This is a genomic window from Ensifer sp. 22521, assembly GCF_052044795.1.
Taxonomy (GTDB): Bacteria; Pseudomonadota; Alphaproteobacteria; order Rhizobiales; family Rhizobiaceae; genus Ensifer.
The window spans coordinates 1-17,518 of the sequence record NZ_JBQENM010000040.1 but is presented as its reverse complement, the minus strand read 5'-3'; the positions used below and the strand labels follow the sequence as shown (position 1 = coordinate 17,518).

12 protein-coding genes are annotated in these 17,518 nt (G+C 62.6%); 8 read left to right on the top strand and 4 right to left on the bottom strand.

Features of this window, described 5'->3' with window-relative positions; translation table 11 throughout:
* Positions 1–42: 42 nt before the first annotated feature.
* On the bottom strand, positions 43–594 hold the full coding sequence (locus ACTJKE_RS34000; protein WP_058325817.1) for a dihydrofolate reductase family protein: 552 nt from the start codon (positions 592–594) through the stop codon (positions 43–45).
* A 140-nt stretch (positions 595–734) separates the two neighbouring features.
* Between ACTJKE_RS34000 and ACTJKE_RS33995 the strand changes: the two genes are divergently transcribed.
* A complete protein-coding gene (locus tag ACTJKE_RS33995) occupies positions 735–1,262 on the top strand; it encodes an SAM-dependent methyltransferase (protein ID WP_093236125.1) in 528 nt (175 codons plus the stop codon).
* A gap of 70 nt (positions 1,263–1,332) precedes the next feature.
* Here ACTJKE_RS33995 and ACTJKE_RS33990 read toward each other — a convergent pair whose 3' ends face one another.
* Positions 1,333–2,865: an ABC-F family ATP-binding cassette domain-containing protein gene (locus ACTJKE_RS33990; RefSeq protein ID WP_058325815.1), complete on the bottom strand. Its 1,533-nt coding sequence runs from the start codon at positions 2,863–2,865 to the stop codon at positions 1,333–1,335.
* A 642-nt stretch (positions 2,866–3,507) separates the two neighbouring features.
* Between ACTJKE_RS33990 and ACTJKE_RS33985 the strand changes: the two genes are divergently transcribed.
* The 5 genes from ACTJKE_RS33985 to ACTJKE_RS33965 all read left to right on the top strand — a co-directional run bounded on the left by ACTJKE_RS33985 (position 3,508) and on the right by ACTJKE_RS33965 (position 10,160).
* Positions 3,508–4,782, top strand: a complete 1,275-nt coding sequence (locus ACTJKE_RS33985) for an aspartate kinase (protein WP_057254802.1) — start codon at positions 3,508–3,510, stop codon at positions 4,780–4,782.
* A gap of 87 nt (positions 4,783–4,869) precedes the next feature.
* Positions 4,870–7,137, top strand: a complete 2,268-nt coding sequence (ptsP, locus tag ACTJKE_RS33980; RefSeq protein ID WP_057254803.1) for a phosphoenolpyruvate--protein phosphotransferase — start codon at positions 4,870–4,872, stop codon at positions 7,135–7,137.
* Positions 7,138–7,208: 71 nt separating this feature from the next.
* Positions 7,209–8,291 (top strand): peptide chain release factor 1, encoded by a 1,083-nt coding sequence (prfA, locus tag ACTJKE_RS33975; RefSeq protein ID WP_057254804.1) that lies wholly within the window; start codon positions 7,209–7,211, stop codon positions 8,289–8,291.
* A 3-nt stretch (positions 8,292–8,294) separates the two neighbouring features.
* Positions 8,295–9,164: a peptide chain release factor N(5)-glutamine methyltransferase gene (gene prmC, locus ACTJKE_RS33970; protein WP_058325814.1), complete on the top strand. Its 870-nt coding sequence runs from the start codon at positions 8,295–8,297 to the stop codon at positions 9,162–9,164.
* 333 nt (positions 9,165–9,497) lie between these two features.
* Entirely contained in the window at positions 9,498–10,160 is a 663-nt protein-coding gene (locus ACTJKE_RS33965; protein ID WP_058325813.1) for a DUF4167 domain-containing protein, read from the top strand.
* A gap of 89 nt (positions 10,161–10,249) precedes the next feature.
* Here ACTJKE_RS33965 and ACTJKE_RS33960 read toward each other — a convergent pair whose 3' ends face one another.
* Positions 10,250–10,834 carry a TetR/AcrR family transcriptional regulator gene (locus ACTJKE_RS33960; RefSeq protein WP_057254807.1) on the bottom strand — a complete coding sequence of 195 codons (585 nt, stop codon included), beginning with the start codon at positions 10,832–10,834 and terminating at the stop codon, positions 10,250–10,252.
* Positions 10,835–10,963: 129 nt separating this feature from the next.
* Between ACTJKE_RS33960 and ACTJKE_RS33955 the strand changes: the two genes are divergently transcribed.
* Positions 10,964–11,986: a hypothetical protein gene (locus tag ACTJKE_RS33955; protein WP_058325812.1), complete on the top strand. Its 1,023-nt coding sequence runs from the start codon at positions 10,964–10,966 to the stop codon at positions 11,984–11,986.
* Between the two features lie 270 nt (positions 11,987–12,256).
* Positions 12,257–14,863 carry an ATP-dependent chaperone ClpB gene (gene clpB / locus ACTJKE_RS33950; protein WP_057254809.1) on the top strand — a complete coding sequence of 869 codons (2,607 nt, stop codon included), beginning with the start codon at positions 12,257–12,259 and terminating at the stop codon, positions 14,861–14,863.
* A gap of 77 nt (positions 14,864–14,940) precedes the next feature.
* On the opposite strand, the gene ACTJKE_RS33945 is transcribed toward clpB, so the two are convergent.
* Entirely contained in the window at positions 14,941–16,902 is a 1,962-nt protein-coding gene (locus ACTJKE_RS33945) for a M23 family metallopeptidase (RefSeq protein WP_058325811.1), read from the bottom strand.
* Between the last annotated feature and the right edge of the window lie 616 nt (positions 16,903–17,518).

Here is a 17,518-nt window from a genome sequence, read left to right as displayed (position 1 = left end):
CCAGATGGGCGCAGGTCAGGCGGGCGCGTTGTTCTACCTGCTCTATTGCGCATCCGCCTGCGGCTGGTAGTGCAGGATGACCACGCCCGATTTCAGTGGGCGAGAGTGGGTCAATTTGAGTTCCGTTCGCTTCAACCCCGGCTTGAACAGGGGCACGCCGTTGCCCAGAAGCACCGGATTGATGCCGAGACGATACTCATCGACGAGGCCCTTCGCGATCAGCCCTGCAGCGAAGTCCGCACTGCCGAAAACGAAGATCGTGCCGCCATCGCGTTGCTTCAGCCGTTCGACTTCCTTGGCGGCGTCGCCGGTCAAGAGTGTCGTCCTGTGCCAATCGGCGGATGTCAGCGTGCGCGAGAAGACGAACTTCTCGACGCCGTTCATGAAGGTGGCGATGTTACCTTCGGCGGACGGCCAATAGGCCGCCATCATTTCATAGGTCACGCGGCCGAAGAGCAAAGTGTCCGCTTCGAGTTGCGTTTCGCCGATATAGGCGGCGAGTTCGTCCTCGAAGACGAACCAACCGATGTCATGCCCCGGTGCTTCGAAGAAGCCGTCGACGCTGACCATGTCCCACATGATGACCCTGCGCATTGTCTCTCTCCGTTGCTGCATGTCCTGGCATGGGGAAGATTGGCAAAACTGATATAGTTTTGCAAGTGGTTTATCTTTCGAACCAGATTGATTCGCGGCATGGCTCTTCGCCGTGCTAGCATTCTTAGGATCTGCGGCGGATGGGGGAATTCATGGCGCTTGGCAGGATCGACTGGGCAGTCGCTGTCGTTGCGCCGAAGCCTTCTGATCAGCTGCTCGAAATCGGCTGCGGTCACGGCGTTGCAGTGACCAAGGTTTGCGAGCGGCTTGTCGACGGGGGGATTGTAGCCATCGATCGATCGGCCACCATGGTCGCGGCGGCAATGCGCCGAAATGCTGCACACCTTGCTGCCGGGCGGGCCATCGTGCAGGTCGCGGACCTTCGCTCACTCGATCTGGATCATCGCCGCTTCGACAAGGTGTTTGCGATCCGCGTCGGCGTCTTTACGCGGGGCGATCCCACGCGTGAGTTTGCTGCGCTGGTACGGCTGTTGAAGCCGGAAGGGCGCCTCTTTCTCTTTCACGACGAGCCGTCCACGGGTGCGGATGAGGTTGGCGCGCGGATCGAAGCGGCAGTTCTTCGCCATCGGTGGAACGTCGAGGCTCGGTCGACGCACGTCTTCGACGGCGGCGAGGTCGCCTGCGTGATCGCCCGGCCGCCTTCCTAGCTACGATGCAGAAGGTGACGCCCGCTCATCGCGGGCGTCACGGGTGCCATCGGGTTCGCTTGCGCGATCGCTAGCCGAGTTCGCTCGCCGCAGCTGAGGCGAAGAAGTCTTCCGGGTCCTCGACTTCGACGAGCCGGCGCTTTTCGATCAGCCAGAAGCGGTTGCCGACATTGCGCACGAAGCTGCGGTCGTGGGAGACCAGAAGGCAGCTCGTCTCGTGTTTCAGCAACTCCGCCTCGAGTGCCTCCTGGCCCTCGATGTCCAGATGGTTGGTCGGCTCGTCGAGCAGGTAGAAGTTAGGCTCCTTCAGGCGCAATACCAGCATGGCGAGGCGCGCCTTCTGGCCGCCGGAGAGTCGGCCGATTGCCTTCTCCTGCATGTCGATGCCGACACCGGTACCGACAAGGAAGGTGCGCGCCCGCTGATCGCCGAGCGAAAAGCGGCGGGAGAGGGCGGCAAGCGGCGTCTCGTCGTCCGAAAGCCCGGCAAGCGCCTGGTCGCTGTAGCCGAGCACCAGCGAAGGCGTCGCCTTCAGTGTATCTGGCGCGCGGCCGGGCTCCTCGATCGCGGCACGGATCAGGTTGACGAGCCGCGTCTTGCCGGCGCCGTTTTCGCCCAAGAGCACGATGCGATCGCCCTGGCAGATCCAGCGCTTGCCGGTGCGGAAGAGCGCCGTGCCGTCCGGCGTTTCGACCGGGACGTCGTCCAGTGTCACCAGGATCTTGGCGTGGGTGCCGCGGTTGGCGAGCCGGATCGCGCCGGCGGAGCGCTCCTGATGCGCCGGTTTCGCCGCGTCCTCCAGCCGTTCGGCTCGCTGCTTCAACTGTTTCGTCTTCACGGTCAGCAAATCGCTGCCGGAATTGATGCCGATGTTGTTGAGCTTGGCGGCCTGGCGGCGAAGCTGTTGCGCCACCTTCATGTCACGCTGATAGCGCCGCTCCTCGGAGGCGTCCACTTCATCGAGGGTAGCGCGCGCCCGCGAATAGGGGAGCGCGAAGATTGGCGATTGCTCGGGTCTGAGGAACAGCGTCCGGTTGGTGGTGGCGTCCAGGAAGGCGCGGTCGTGGCTGGCGACGAGCACCGGCACGTCGCGCGGCAGGGCGTTCAGCCAGGCTTCGAGCCGGGCGATCTTGGCGAGATCGAGGTGGTTGGTCGGCTCGTCCAGGAGCAGGGCGTCCGGATCGCTGACCCAGACGCGGGCGAGAAGCATGAGCCGCTGCCAGCCGCCGCTCAGTTCCGAGACCGCACGCTGGCGCAGCACTTCCGGCACGTCGAGCGAATCGAGCACGATGTCGACGCGCCAGCTCTCGTTTTCCGCCTGGTCGGCCGGAAGGGCCGAAAGGACGGCGTCGTGGAAGGAGAGGGGCAGCAATGCGGCCGCAACGTTCTGCTCGACATGGCCGATGGTCAGGCCGCGTGAGCGCGTGATTTCCCCGGCGGTCGGATCGAAACTGCCTGCGATCGATTTCAACAGGGTCGTCTTTCCGCGGCCATTCGCGGCGACGATGCCGATACGGTCACCGGCGGCGACGGAGAGGCTGAGGTTGGAAAAAAGCGGTGCGCTCAGGCTGACACCGAGGTTGCGGATATTGATCAAGGCCATGGTCGTTCTCTGGACTGCGCGAGCGACGACGAGACATCCGTGGCGGCACTTCGGGCCGGGTTTCCGGATGATTGGACCCGGAACAGCACGCATGCTGTCAACGGGCCGTCGGCTCGGTATTGGAAGACGATGCAGGCGCTTAAACCGAAACGGTTCCGCACTGCATCACTCTGGGCAGACCAGGGATAGGATCGCGATTTTCGCGAAAGGATGTCTGGTCAGCCCTGCAAACGCGTCTGCAGGGCTTGGACGGGGCCACGCTGGCGGTGGTGCCGGAAAAATCTCATCACGTGCAGCCCCCTTTCTCGAATTCAAGTTGCGAGCCACCTTTAGCATCGAAGCCGGTAATTTTCAACGTGGCATTGCGGGGTCTATCGGTACGGATGTTTCCGTGAATTCCTGTCCTGGGCAATATTGTTGCGAAATGCACCGGTCGTGGTGCACGGCGCGGTCCGAATCTGTGTCCGCTTGCCATTGCGTGCCGCCCCCTGATCCGCTAAGAGACGCCGCGACTTTCCGCTCCCCGAAGCGGTGACTGCCGATGTCCGAGAAGTCTCCCAAGCTTTTTGACCGTCGGGCGCCGGCGGGGGCTTTCCTGTCACGCGCGCCTGCGCGCGCTAAATTGGGTACCGGTAGAGGCACATGGCACGCATCGTGATGAAATTCGGCGGAACCTCCGTCGCTGATTTGGACCGCATCCACAATGTCGCCCGCCATGTGAAACGCGAGGTCGATGCCGGCCACGAAGTCGCCGTCGTCGTTTCCGCCATGTCCGGCAAGACCAATGAGCTGGTCGGCTGGGTGCAGAACATGCCGAAGGCAACCGGCGCCAACTCGCCCTTCTACGATGCCCGCGAATATGACGCGATCGTTGCTTCCGGCGAGCAGGTGACGTCCGGTCTGCTTTCGATCGCGCTGCAGTCGATGGGCATCAACGCCCGCTCCTGGCAGGGTTGGCAGATCCCGATCCGCACCGACAACGCCCATGGCGCTGCCCGCATCCTCGATATCGACGGCGCCGAGATCATTCGCCGCATGGGCGAGGGCCAGGTAGCTGTCGTTGCCGGCTTCCAGGGTCTCGGTCCCGATAATCGCCTCGCCACGCTCGGCCGCGGCGGTTCCGACACCTCGGCCGTTGCTATTGCCGCTGCCGTCAAGGCCGACCGTTGCGACATCTATACCGACGTCGATGGCGTCTATACGACCGACCCGCGCATCGAGCCGAAGGCGCGGCGGCTGAAGAAAATCGCGTTCGAGGAAATGCTGGAAATGGCATCGCTCGGCGCCAAGGTGCTGCAGGTGCGCTCGGTCGAGCTCGCCATGGTGCACAAGGTCCGCACCTTCGTGCGTTCGTCTTTCGAAGACCCCGATGCGCCGGGCATGGGTGACCTTCTCAATCCGCCCGGTACGCTGATTTGTGATGAGGATGAGATCGTGGAACAGGAAGTCGTAACCGGCATTGCCTATGCCAAGGATGAAGCCCAGATTTCGCTGCGCCGTCTCGCCGACCGGCCGGGCGTCTCCGCCGCGATCTTCGGCCCGCTTGCTGAAGCCCATATCAACGTCGACATGATCGTTCAGAACATCTCCGAGGACGGTTCGAAGACCGACATGACCTTCACGGTTCCGTCGGGCGATGTCGACAAGGCACTGAAGGTGCTCGGCGACAACAAGGAAAAGATCGGTTACGACGTCGTCCAGTCCGAGGCCGGCCTCGTCAAGGTATCGGTCATCGGCATCGGCATGCGCAGCCATGCCGGCGTCGCCGCGTCCGCATTCCGCGCGCTTGCCGACAAGGGCATCAACATCAAGGCGATCACCACTTCCGAGATCAAGATTTCGATCCTGATCGACGGTCCCTATGCGGAATTGGCGGTTCGCACTTTGCATTCCGCTTACGGTCTCGATAAGAGTTAATCGACAGACGACCGATTTGGGATTCGCGGCGGTTTTGCCCGCGTTTCCCCTTGCCGCCGTCACCTCTATTTCGGGAGACCCCACGCGATGAGAGACCTTTCCGCAGGTCCGCGCGTTCTCCTCAAGCGGTTGCGCGAGTTGATGGCGGAACCGCTGGAGCCGCAGGAGCGCCTTGACCGTATCGTGCGCCAGATCGCGCAGAACATGGTTGCGGAAGTGTGTTCGGTCTATGTGCTGCGTTCCGACGGCGTGCTCGAACTCTACGCGACGGAAGGTCTGAACAAGGCGGCCGTCCACCTGGCGCAATTGAAGATGGGGCAGGGCCTCGTCGGCACGATCGCCGCCTCGGCGCGGCCGCTCAATCTTTCCGACGCCCAGTCGCATCCGGCCTTTACCTACCTGCCGGAAACCGGTGAAGAGATCTACCACTCCTTCCTCGGCGTGCCGATCCTGCGCACGGGCCGCGCGCTTGGCGTTCTCGTCGTCCAGAACAAGGCGATGCGCAACTATCGCGAGGACGAGGTCGAGGCGCTCGAGACGACGGCCATGGTTCTCGCCGAGATGGTGGCGACCGGTGAGCTCAAGAAGATCACCAAGCCGGGCCTCGAGCTCGACCTCTCGCGTCCCGTCTCGATCGAGGGCAACAGCTATGGTGAAGGCATCGGCCTTGGCTATGTCGTCCTGCACGAACCGAGGATCGTCGTCACCAACCTCCTCAACGAGGACACCGACCAGGAATTGCAGCGACTTGCCGAAGCGCTGGGGTCGCTGCGCATCTCGATCGACGACATGCTGTCGCGCCGCGAGGTGTCGATGGAGGGCGAGCACCGGGCGGTGCTCGAAACCTACCGCATGTTCGCCCATGATCGCGGCTGGGTGCGCAAGCTCGAAGAGGCGATCCGCAACGGCCTGACGGCGGAGGCGGCAGTCGAGCGCGTCCAGAGCGAAACCAAGGCGCGGATGATCCGGCTGACGGACCCGTACTTGCGCGAGCGCATGCATGATTTCGACGATCTGGCCAACCGCCTGCTGCGCCAGCTTTCCGGCTATGGCGCCAAGCTTTCGGCCAGCGACTTCCCGACCGATGCGGTGATCGTCGCGCGTGCCATGGGCGCTGCCGAACTGCTCGACTATCCGCGCGAAAACGTGCGCGGTCTGGTGCTCGAAGAGGGCGCCGTCACCAGCCACGTGGTGATCGTCGCCCGTGCCATGGGCATTCCGGTCATTGGCCAGGCGACGGGCGCGGTGGCGCTTGCGGAAAACCGCGATGCGATCATCATCGACGGCGACGATGCCAAGGTGCACTTGCGGCCGCTCGCCGACCTGCAGCGCGCCTACGAGGAAAAGGTTCGCTTCCGGGCACGGCGCCAGGCGCAGTTCCGGGCGCTGAAGGACGTCGAGCCGCTGACCAGAGACGGCAAGCGCATCACGCTGCAAATGAATGCAGGCCTGCTCGTGGACCTGCCGCATCTGAACGAGGCGGGGGCAGAAGGCATCGGCCTGTTCCGCACCGAACTTCAGTTCATGATCGCCTCGACCATGCCGAAGGCGGAAGAACAGGAAGCGTTTTACCGCAGTGTGCTGAAGCAGACGGGCGGCAAGCCCGTGACCTTCCGCACCCTCGACATCGGCGGCGACAAGGTCGTCCCCTATTTCCGCGCAGCGGAAGAGGAAAATCCGGCACTTGGCTGGCGTGCAATCCGGCTTTCGCTCGATCGCCCGGGTCTGCTGCGGACCCAGCTTCGCGCGATGCTGCGCGCGGCGGCCGGTGCCGAGCTCAAGCTGATGCTGCCGATGGTCACCGAAGTTTCCGAACTCAGGATTGCACGCGACCTGCTGCAGAAGGAAATCGAGCGGCAGTCGAAACTTGGCGAACAGTTGCCGCGCAAGCTGCAGTTCGGCGCCATGCTGGAGGTGCCGGCGCTCTTGTGGCAGCTCGACGAACTGATGATGGAAGTGGACTTCGTCTCGGTCGGCTCGAATGATCTCTTCCAGTTCGCGATGGCGGTCGATCGGGGTAATGCCCGCGTATCCGATCGTTTCGATGTGCTCGGGCGGCCGTTCCTCAGGATCCTGCGCGACATCGTGCGCGCCGGCGACCGGCACGAAACCCCGGTGACGCTCTGCGGCGAGATGGCGAGCAAGCCGCTCTCGGCCATGGCGTTGCTGGGCTTAGGTTTCCGTTCGGTTTCGATGTCGCCGACGGCCGTAGGGCCGATCAAGGCGATGCTGCTGGCGCTCGACGCGGGCAAGCTTGGTGCCGCGCTCAATGCGGCGCTGGACGACACACGCGACCAGACGTCCGTTCGCCAGATGCTGGTGGATTTCGCCGCGGAAAACGGCATTCCGGTTTAGATTGAATTGACGCGTCGCGACCCTCGTCCGGACCATGATCCGGGCGAGGGGAGATGCATTTGGAGTGAGACTTGGCAAAGCTTCCCGTTGAAAAGATGCGCGAACTGGAACGGCGGTTCGGTGAGATCGAGGCCCGCATGTCGGCCGGCCCGGCCGCGGACGTTTATGTCAAGCTCGCCTCGGAATATTCCGAACTGCAGCCGGTCGTGACGAAGATCCGCGCCTACGAGAAGGCGATGACCGAGCTTGCCGACATCACTGCCATGCTCGCGGACAAATCGACCGATCGGGAGATGCGCGATCTCGCCGAAATGGAAAAGCCCGAGGTCGAAGCGACGATCGAGGCACTGGAGCAGGAAATCCAGATCCTGCTTCTGCCGAAGGATGCGGCCGACGAGAAGAGTGCCATCCTCGAAATTCGCGCCGGTACCGGCGGATCGGAAGCGGCGCTTTTTGCCGGCGATCTCTTCCGCATGTACGAGCGCTACGCGGCCGGCAAGGGCTGGCGCGTCGAGGTGCTTTCGGCGAGCGACGGCGAGGCCGGCGGGTTCAAGGAAATCATCGCAACAGTTTCCGGGCGCGGGGTGTTCTCGCGGCTGAAATTCGAATCCGGCGTGCACCGGGTGCAGCGTGTACCGGAAACCGAGGCGAGCGGCCGTATTCATACATCGGCGGCAACCGTCGCCGTGCTGCCTGAGGCCGAAGACATCGACATCGAGATCCGGCCCGAGGATATCCGCATCGACACCATGCGTTCGTCGGGTGCCGGCGGTCAGCACGTCAACACGACGGACTCGGCCGTGCGCATCACCCACCTTCCGACCGGTCTCGTCGTCACCAGTTCGGAAAAGTCGCAGCACCAGAACCGGGCAAAGGCGATGCAGGTCCTGCGCTCGCGCCTCTACGATATGGAGCGCCAGCGCGCCGACAGCGAACGCTCGGCCGACCGCAAGAGCCAAGTGGGCTCGGGCGACCGCTCCGAGCGCATTCGCACCTATAATTTCCCGCAGGGCCGCCTCACCGATCACCGCATCAACCTGACGCTCTACAAGCTCGATCGGATGATGATGGGCGAGATCGACGAGGTCGTCGATGCGCTGCTTGCCGACTACCAGGCGAGCCAGCTGGCGCTGCTCGGCGAACAGCGGGGCTGAGCCATGGCGGAAACGCTCGCGAGCCTCGTTGCCGAAAGCCGCGACCGCCTGCAAGCGGGCGGCATAGAGAATGCGGCGCTCGACGTGCGGCATCTGATCTCCGGCCTGCTCGACATGTCGCTGAGCGCGGTCGTGTCTCGGGGCAGGGACCCGGTTTCGGATGAGGACGCTGCCCGGATCCGGGTGGCGGTGGCGCGGCGACTGGCACGCGAACCGGTCTACCGTATTCTTGGTGAACGCGAATTTTTCGGCCTGCCGCTGAAACTTTCGAAGGAAACGCTGGAGCCTCGCCCGGACACCGAGACGCTCGTCGATCGGATGATCCCTTATCTGCGTGCGGTGGTAGCGCGAAAGGGCGGTTGCGCGCTTATCGATCTCGGCACCGGTACTGGGGCGATTTGTATCGCGCTGCTGTCGCAAGTTCTTGAAGCAAGGGGCACGGCTACCGATATATCTAAGGACGCACTGGCAACGGCGACGGCGAATGCAGCTGCGCTCGGTCTTGCGGATCGGTTCCGGCCGCTTCTCAGCAACTGGTACGAAAAGGTGGATGGTCGCTACGATGTGATCGTCTCAAATCCGCCGTATATCCGGTCCAGTGTCGTCCATGAGCTTGAGCCGGAGGTGAGACTTCACGACCCGGCCGCAGCGCTTGATGGCGGAGAAGACGGGCTTGATGCCTATCGCGCCATCGCTTCTCAGGCTGGTCATCATCTTGAGACAAACGGCGTGATAGGCTTGGAAATCGGTTTCGACCAGAAAGAGGCGGTGACGGCGTTGTTTAGCGCCGAAAATTTCCGTCTGCGTGAAGAGGCGAAGGATCTCGGCGGTAATGACCGCGTCCTGATCTTCGAACGCGACACAAACCGTTGAAAAAATGCTGCACTGACGCATCTTCTTTCTTGCACAGGCAAAGAAAGGGCTTGGAATCCCAGAGGAAGCGGGCTAGTTTGCCCGCGCACTGGGCAGAAGGTCATGGACCTAAGATTCGTTCCGGTATGACCTGGCCACGGGGATTGCTCTCAAGAAAGAGTTGCTAGGGTTCAACAAGTGCCTTGTGCGGGTACCTGTTAATTTGACGCCAGTCGGCGCCGAAGCCGCCATTGTGCGAGCGCAACGGCGCGTGTTCTGTCGGGCGTGAACGGATCCGGCCGGAAGACGAAACCACATGATCATCATTATCAAGAGAATTCGGGTGAATGTACTATGAGGCCAGGACAGCAAAACAAGCGCGGCCGCGGGCGGAATAACAATAGCAACAACAATAACAATGGAAATAACAACAACCACAACCGCAAGGGCTCGAACCCGCTGACGCGGACCTATGACAGCTCCGGCCCGGATGTGAAGATTCGCGGTACTGCTCAGCACATCGCCGAGAAGTACTCAACGCTTGCGCGCGATGCACAGAGCTCCGGCGACCGCGTCATCGCAGAAAACTACCTTCAGCACGCCGAACACTACAACCGCATCATTGCTGCCGCACAGGCGCAGATGCAGGACCGGTTCCAGCGTGATGACCGTCAGGATTTCCGCGGCCACGACGGGTCCGATCAGGACCAGGACGATCTGGATCAGGGCTACAGCGACGACATGCCGACCCCGGTTGCCGCAGCTCAGGCACCTGCTCCCGAGCCGCAGCCTGTCGTCATCGACGGCACGGGCCCGCAGCCGGTGATCGAAGGCACACCGGCGGAAGTCGCGATGGAAGAGGAAGCCCCGGCTGCCTCCGGCCGCGCCGCATCCCGCCGCCGCAACGCGCCGCGTCCACGCCGTCCGCGCCGCAGCGCACAGGAAGGTGCCGCTGACGAAGCCCAGGCTTCGGGCGATGCCGCTCCGGAAGCACCGGCGCTCGCCGCTTCCGAATAAGCGGCGGTCTATCAGCGTTGCCCATTCTCAGGGCACGACAAAAACCCGGCCTGTCACGGCCGGGTTTTTCTTTGTCTGGTCATCGGCGATCAAACGTCGACGCTGTCGACGATCAGTGCGGCAAGATTGGCGCTGGCGGCCGTCTCGTTCGTCCGGCCGCGGATCAGCTCGCGGCCGATCGCCTCGGCTGCTCCTGCGATACCGGTGCAGCGCAGGCGCAAATCGTCGGAGGGAATTTTCGCGAAGGGTCCGAGTGCCGCCTGGATCGCGGCGACATAGTCGTCGACCTGTTGCTGCTGCGTCGCGATCATGTCCGCGTTGCCGCGTAGCGCTCCTGAGATGGCCTGCCATTCCTCACCACTGTCGACGGCACAGTCGATGTAAACCGAGCTGATGATGTCGGCGACCGCATCGAGCTCTTTCGGTGCCCCCGTAAGCGCGGCCTGCAGTTTGGTTGCGTGGCGGTCTTCGATTTCCTGGGAAAGCGCGATCAAAAGCCCCTCGCGCGTGCCGAAATGCTCGTAGGCGATCGGCTTGCTGACGCCGGCGCGTTCGGCGAGGTGGCCGAGCGTCAGGGCGTCGGCGCCGCACTCGCGCAGGATCTCCTTGGCGGTCTCGATCAACTGGGCACGCCGTTCGGGCTTGGCGAGCTTTCGGCTTTTGGTCGGGGCCATCGATCGCAATCCTTTTCGCGTCGGCTCGTGGCTCTTGAAAGCGGCGTTCGGCAACCTATCTACCAATAGTAAGTTACTAATGGTAGGTTCGGCAATCAGCCAGACACTTTTCGTTTAGGAGATAGGAAGATGTCGAGCAAGTTTCAGCCTGTTTTGATCATCGGCGGTTCCGGGGTTGTCGGATCGCAGGCGGCGAAAATCATCCGCCGGCTCCACCCGACATTGCCGATCGCTATCGGCGGCCGTGATTTCGGCAAGGCCGAGGCCGTCGCGCGCGAGGTCGGAAACGCCATCGGCGTCAGCGTCGATCTGGCGCGGCCGGATATCGGCCTTGGCGACGAGAAGCGTTTCAGTGCCGTCGTCATTTTCCTGAAGGATGAGAAGCTGAGCTCGATGCGCTACGCCCAGCGCCACGGCGTCCCCTATATCAGCCTTTCCAGCGGCACCTTCGAAGTGGGGCCGGAAATGGCGCAATATATCCACGCGCCGGACAAGGCGCCGATCCTGCTCGCCAGCCACTGGCTTGCCGGGGCCGCCATCTTCCCGATCCTCGAATTCGCCAAGGCCTATGAGGCGATCGACACGATCCGCATCGGGGTCCTGCTTGACGAACAGGACATGGGCGGGCCGGCAGCACTTGCCGACTACAATCGCATCACCGGCCTCGCGCCGGCGGCATTGACGGTCAAGGAGGGCAGGCTCCACTGGGCTGGCTGCGAGGATTCGGAGGCGCGCTATCGAAGCGTCGACGGTGTCGAACTCGATGCGGTCGCCTATTCGCCCTTCGATGTCATGGCGCTTGCGGCCCGGACCGATGCCGGCGATATCCGGCTGGATCTCGCCTATAGCGAATCCGCGAGCCGGCGCCGCGGCGAGCCGTTCTCGACTGAGATCGTCATCGAGATGACGGGACGGGGGAAGGATGGCCAGCCTCTCGACCATCGCCATGAGATCGTGCACCCCGAAGGCCAGGCGCCGCTAACCGCCCTTGGTGTTGCGCTCGCCGTGGAACGCATGCTCGGCCTCGAAGGTGGCGAAGCGTCGGCTCCCGGCCTCTATCTCCCGGAGGTTTTGATCGACCCGGCCTACTACGTGCGACGCATGAAGGAGTTCGGAGCTTCATTCGCCGAACGGTCGCTGATGGCGGCTTAGCGAACCAACCGGCTTCTCGCCTCCCTGAGTACAAAAGTGGCCGCGCGGCAAACCGTCGAGCGGCCGCATTTTTCGGTTGCAGATTTCCGGCCGGAGACCAGCGACGGCTCTTTAATTTCCAAAATCGGTGCCCCATATTCGCTTCGGATGCGTTGATCCGGCGCAAGGCGGTGATCGCTCCACACTGACAGGCTTGCCGAATGCGGGAGCCTGATCCTGAACCACCGACGGGTGCCACGCGATGGGCCTGCCGGGTTATGGAGGTAGAGTATGAACATTGAAAAATATTCCGAGCGCGTGCGCGGTTTTCTGCAGTCGGCGCAGACCTATGCGCTGGCGCAAGGACATCAGCAGTTCACGCCCGAGCATGTGCTGAAAGTGCTGCTCGACGACGATCAAGGCATGGCCGCTTCGCTGATCGAGCGCGCCGGGGGCGACGCCCGCGAGGCGCGCGCCGGCAATGATGCAGCACTTGCCAAGCTTCCCAAAGTTTCCGGTGGCAATGGCTCCGTTTACCTGTCGCAGCCGCTCGCCCGGGTCTTTTCGAGTGCCGAAGAGGCCGCGAAGAAAGCTGGCGACAGCTTTGTCACCGTCGAACGGCTGCTGCTGGCGCTTGCGATCGAGAGCTCGGCCGCGACATCAGGCATTCTCGCCAAGGCCGGCGTGACCCCGACCAAGCTCAACCAGGTGATCAACGACATCCGCAAGGGCCGCACCGCCGATAGCGCAAATGCAGAGCAAGGGTTCGACAGCCTCAAGAAATATGCGCGCGACCTGACGGCCGATGCCCGTGAAGGCAAACTTGACCCGGTGATCGGCCGTGACGACGAGATTCGCCGCACCATCCAGGTGCTGTCGCGCCGCACCAAGAACAACCCGGTGCTGATCGGTGAGCCCGGCGTCGGCAAGACCGCGATCGCCGAGGGCCTTGCCCTGCGCATCGTCAATGGCGACGTGCCGGAAAGCCTCAAGGACAAGCGGCTGATGGCGCTCGACATGGGCGCGCTGATTGCCGGTGCGAAGTATCGCGGCGAGTTCGAGGAGCGGCTGAAGGCCGTTCTCAACGAGGTGCAGGCCGAAAACGGCGAGATCATCCTGTTCATCGACGAGATGCACACGCTGGTCGGTGCCGGCAAGGCGGAAGGAGCAATGGATGCCTCCAACCTCTTGAAGCCGGCGCTTGCGCGCGGCGAGCTGCATTGCGTTGGCGCCACTACGCTTGATGAATATCGCAAGCACGTGGAGAAGGACGCGGCGCTCGCCCGCCGGTTCCAGCCTGTCATGGTCGAGGAGCCGACGGTCGAGGACACGATCTCGATCCTGCGCGGCCTGAAGGAGAAGTACGAGCAGCACCACAAGGTCCGGATCTCGGATTCGGCGCTGGTTGCCGCCGCGACGCTCTCCAACCGCTACATTACGGACCGGTTCCTACCGGACAAGGCGATCGACCTCATGGACGAAGCGGCGTCGCGTCTGCGGATGCAGGTGGACTCCAAGCCTGAAGAGCTCGATGAGCTCGACCGACGCATCATCCAGCTGAAGATCGAGCGCGAGGCCCTGAAGAAGGAAACCGATGCATCGTCGAAGGATCGGCTGGAGAAGCTCGAGTTTGACCTCGCTTCGCTCGAAGAGCAGGCATCGGCCCTGACGGCCCGCTGGCAGGCCGAGAAGCAGAAGCTCGGCCGGGCTGCCGATCTCAAGAAGCAGCTTGACGAAGCCCGCAACGAACTGGCGATCGTCCAGCGCAAGGGCGAGTTCCAGCGCGCCGGCGAATTGACCTACGGTGTCATTCCGAAGCTCGAGAAGGAGCTTTCCGATGCCGAAAGCCAGGAAAACGCCAATGCCAACCCGATGGTGCAGGAGGTCGTGACCCCCGACAACATCGCGCATGTCGTCTCGCGCTGGACCGGCATCCCTGTTGACAAGATGCTGGAAGGCGAACGCGACAAGTTGCTCAGGATGGAGGACGAACTGGCGAAGTGGGTCGTTGGCCAGGGCGACGCCGTGCAGGCGGTCTCCCGTGCGGTCAGGCGCTCGCGTGCCGGGCTTCAGGATCCGAACCGGCCGATCGGCTCGTTCATCTTCCTTGGGCCCACTGGCGTCGGCAAGACGGAGCTCACCAAGGCGCTTGCCCGTTTCCTCTTCGACGACGAGACCGCGCTGATGCGTATCGACATGTCGGAATACATGGAGAAGCACTCCGTGGCCCGGCTGATCGGTGCACCTCCCGGCTATGTCGGCTACGAGGAAGGCGGAGCCCTGACCGAGTCCGTCCGTCGCCGGCCCTACCAGGTCGTACTGTTCGATGAGATCGAGAAGGCGCATCCGGATGTCTTCAACGTGCTCCTGCAGGTGCTCGATGACGGTCGCCTGACCGATGGTCAGGGCCGCACCGTCGACTTCCGCAACACGATGATCATCATGACCTCGAACCTCGGGGCTGAGTATCTGGTCGGACTTGGCGAAAACGAAGACAGCGATGTCGTTCGCGACCAGGTGATGGATGTCGTCAAGTCGGCCTTCCGGCCGGAGTTCCTCAACCGCGTCGACGAGATCATCCTGTTCCACAGGCTGCGTCGCTCGGAGATGGGTGCGATCGTCGATATCCAGCTCGAAAGGCTGCGCAAGCTGCTTACCGAGCGCAAGATCACGCTGGAGCTTGAGGATGACGCTCGAGCCTTCCTTGCCGACAAGGGATACGACCCGGCCTATGGTGCACGTCCGCTGAAGCGGGCGATCCAGAAATACCTGCAGGATCCGCTCGCCGAGAAGATCCTGCAGGGCGAGTTCCCGGATGGTTCGTCCGTCAAGGTGCTTGCCGGCTCCGACCGCCTCAACTTCAAGCGCGGAGCGACGGCGGACAAGGAAGCCGCCTGACAAGGCATCAAACACAGAGGCCGCCCTTCGGGGCGGCCTTTTTTGCTTGTGCAGACTTTGGAAGAGGGGAGGGGTGCCTAGTTGCTTGCGACTTCGGCGCCATCCTTGTTCAGCAACTCGTCGATGCGATCGCGCTCCTTCTCGAACTTCGCCAGCGCGTCGCCGGAAAGCGACTTGCCGCCGGGAAGGCGGATGCGCAGTGGATCGACCTTGTTGCCGTTGACGATCAACTCGTAATGCAGGTGCGGACCGGTCGAAAGGCCCGTTGTGCCAACCCAGCCGATCACCTGGCCCTGGACGACCTTGTTGCCGACTTTGACGTTCTTGGCGATGGCGCTCTGGTGGTTGTACGACGACACGTAGCCGTTGGCGTGGCGGATCAGAGTCTGGTTGCCATAGCCGCCGGAATCCCAGCCGGCCTTTTCCACGACGCCGCTGCCGGCAGCAATGATCGGTGTTCCGCGCGGCGCGGCCCAGTCGACGCCGGTATGCATGCGCGAGAAGCCGAGGATCGGGTGGCGGCGCATGCCGAAGCCGGAGCGGAAATGGCCGTTCGGCACGGGGTTGCGCAGCAGGAACTGGCGGATGCTTTTGCCTTCGGTATCGAAGTAGTCGATCGAATTGTCTTCCGGATCCTGGAACCGGTAGAAGGCGGTGACCGCATCGCCGAATTTGGCGCGGACATAGAGAAGCTCGGATTCTTCCGTCGCCATGCCGCGTTCGTCGGTCACGGAGAAGAAGGCTTCAAGCGAGTCCGTCGGCTTCAGCTGCGCCTGGAAATCGACGTTGCTGGCGAGCAGCTTGACGACGAGGCTGACCATGTCGGCGCTCATGCCATAGGAAAGAGCGGCGCGGTAGATGCCATCATAGACGCGCGGCAGATCGTGGCTGCTGGTCATGACCGGCGCGCCGTTGTCATCGAAGGCGGTGGCGACCGCGTCGAGCTTCGGCGGTTCCGCACCCGGAACGAAGCGGCCCTTGTCGTCGACCGCCATCGTCAGCACATGGCGGTTGCGCGAATAGATGGTGGCGCGCACGATGCGGGCCTCGTCGCCCTTCTGCGCTTCGCCGTTCTGAATGATGCCGATGCGCAGAACATCGCCCTCGCTCAGTTCGTTCGCACCGAGCGCGTCGCCGATATAGCCGGCGGCGTCGTCGGCCTGCGCCTTGGCATAACCGGCATTGACCATGACGGTCGCGATGTCGGTCTGACGCCGCACCGGAATGATGTCGTCGGCGTATTCGGTGCTTTCTTCGTCGATGGTCTCGTAGGCGGCATCGCTCTTGTTCTGCTCGACGATGCGGGCGGTCAGGCCCTGGAGCAGATCAAGCCCGTCGCTCTCCGACGCGAAGCGCTGCGGATCGACGTAATAGAGTGACGCGACCTGGGTGCTGCCCTCGGTCAGGACCGAACCGTTGGTGCGGACATTTTCCTCGACCTCTTCGAGCGACATCGAGCTGTCGAAGGCAATGCCGCCTTTCAGCGGGAAATCGACGGTCTTCAGCGCCACTTCGGAATCGACGTTCGAGCCATAGAGCGTACCGGTGCGGGCGACCGGGGATTCCTCGTCCGCCTCGTCGGTGGAAAAGATCGCCAGCGGATCGAAGTCCGGATAGTTTTCCGAGGGCTGATGGTTGGCGGCAAGCGCCATCTTGACGTGAACGAAAGGCTGCTTGCGCACCACTTCCTTCTCGCCGTCATGGGTCATGGTGGAAACTTCCATGACGGTCTTGTCGGCCGGCTTGGCGACGAGTTTGGGCGAAAGGATGCGACCGCCGCGCACCGCGCGTGCCTGCTCGTCTCCGTTCGGCGCGCTGTCGAGCGCCGCATAGGCCTCGGCGGGGATGGCCAACTGTTGGCGCCCGTCGAGTGCTGCAAAAAGAGCAACGCCCATAAGAAGGCTTGAGGTGATGCCGGTCAGAAAGGTGCCGGAAAGCCAGCGGAGGGAGATCTCACGCCTGTCGGGCGCGCGGCGGCCATGCGCAAGGATCGGCGGCTGATCGCCGAGCGACCTGACCATGTTCTTGTCGGTGTTCATGCCGAACTGAGTGTCCCCGATTTCTCTAAACCGTATTCTTGCCTGCGATACGTTGCGCGAAGATGTGCATCTTTCGCGTAACGGAGTCAAATCGCGGGGGAGGGGAGAGGGCGGATATCCAAGAGATCCCACGCCTACCCGCGCGAAAGCATCCGCGAAGCATCGTCGTTCTCGCTTAGATCGGCGGATTGTGAAAAAGTGAGGGCCAAAATGTGTCTCCACAGGCCCGGGAGAGAGGGTAAAACTTTTTTGGGGGCTCAAAGCCCTGCGTTTCCGGCCTTTGTCAGAAATCTGTCATTTTTTTCCAAAAAGCCTGTTGACGTCTGTGAGGATGGGGGTCTATAAGCCCGATCACTGACGAGGGCGGCGGCGCTGCTGGCGACGACGACCTTCGCTCTAGAGTTTCCCTGGTTGGCTGAGGCTGATTTTGGGGTCTGGGACGCGAGTTTCGGGCTTTGAGGAAACGGTTTGACGGACGGTGAGTTCGTCGGTTTTTTGACAATTGAATATAGAGAAAGAGAAACGTGGGCGGCGGAGCTCGTGAGGAACTCGAAAGGGTTCTTTCAGAAAGAGACTTTGGCGGTCACGTTTTAACAAGAGACTACACCTATTTTCT

Coding starts and splice junctions, on each gene's coding strand:
- ACTJKE_RS34000 (WP_058325817.1), bottom strand. CDS start 594: ATGCGCAGGGTCATCATGTGGGACATGGTCAGCGTCGACGGCTTCTTC.
- ACTJKE_RS33995 (WP_093236125.1), top strand. CDS start 735: ATGGGGGAATTCATGGCGCTTGGCAGGATCGACTGGGCAGTCGCTGTC.
- ACTJKE_RS33990 (WP_058325815.1), bottom strand. CDS start 2,865: ATGGCCTTGATCAATATCCGCAACCTCGGTGTCAGCCTGAGCGCACCG.
- ACTJKE_RS33985 (WP_057254802.1), top strand. CDS start 3,508: ATGGCACGCATCGTGATGAAATTCGGCGGAACCTCCGTCGCTGATTTG.
- ptsP (WP_057254803.1), top strand. CDS start 4,870: ATGAGAGACCTTTCCGCAGGTCCGCGCGTTCTCCTCAAGCGGTTGCGC.
- prmC (WP_058325814.1), top strand. CDS start 8,295: ATGGCGGAAACGCTCGCGAGCCTCGTTGCCGAAAGCCGCGACCGCCTG.
- ACTJKE_RS33965 (WP_058325813.1), top strand. CDS start 9,498: ATGAGGCCAGGACAGCAAAACAAGCGCGGCCGCGGGCGGAATAACAAT.
- ACTJKE_RS33960 (WP_057254807.1), bottom strand. CDS start 10,834: ATGGCCCCGACCAAAAGCCGAAAGCTCGCCAAGCCCGAACGGCGTGCC.
- ACTJKE_RS33955 (WP_058325812.1), top strand. CDS start 10,964: ATGTCGAGCAAGTTTCAGCCTGTTTTGATCATCGGCGGTTCCGGGGTT.
- clpB (WP_057254809.1), top strand. CDS start 12,257: ATGAACATTGAAAAATATTCCGAGCGCGTGCGCGGTTTTCTGCAGTCG.
- ACTJKE_RS33945 (WP_058325811.1), bottom strand. CDS start 16,902: ATGAACACCGACAAGAACATGGTCAGGTCGCTCGGCGATCAGCCGCCG.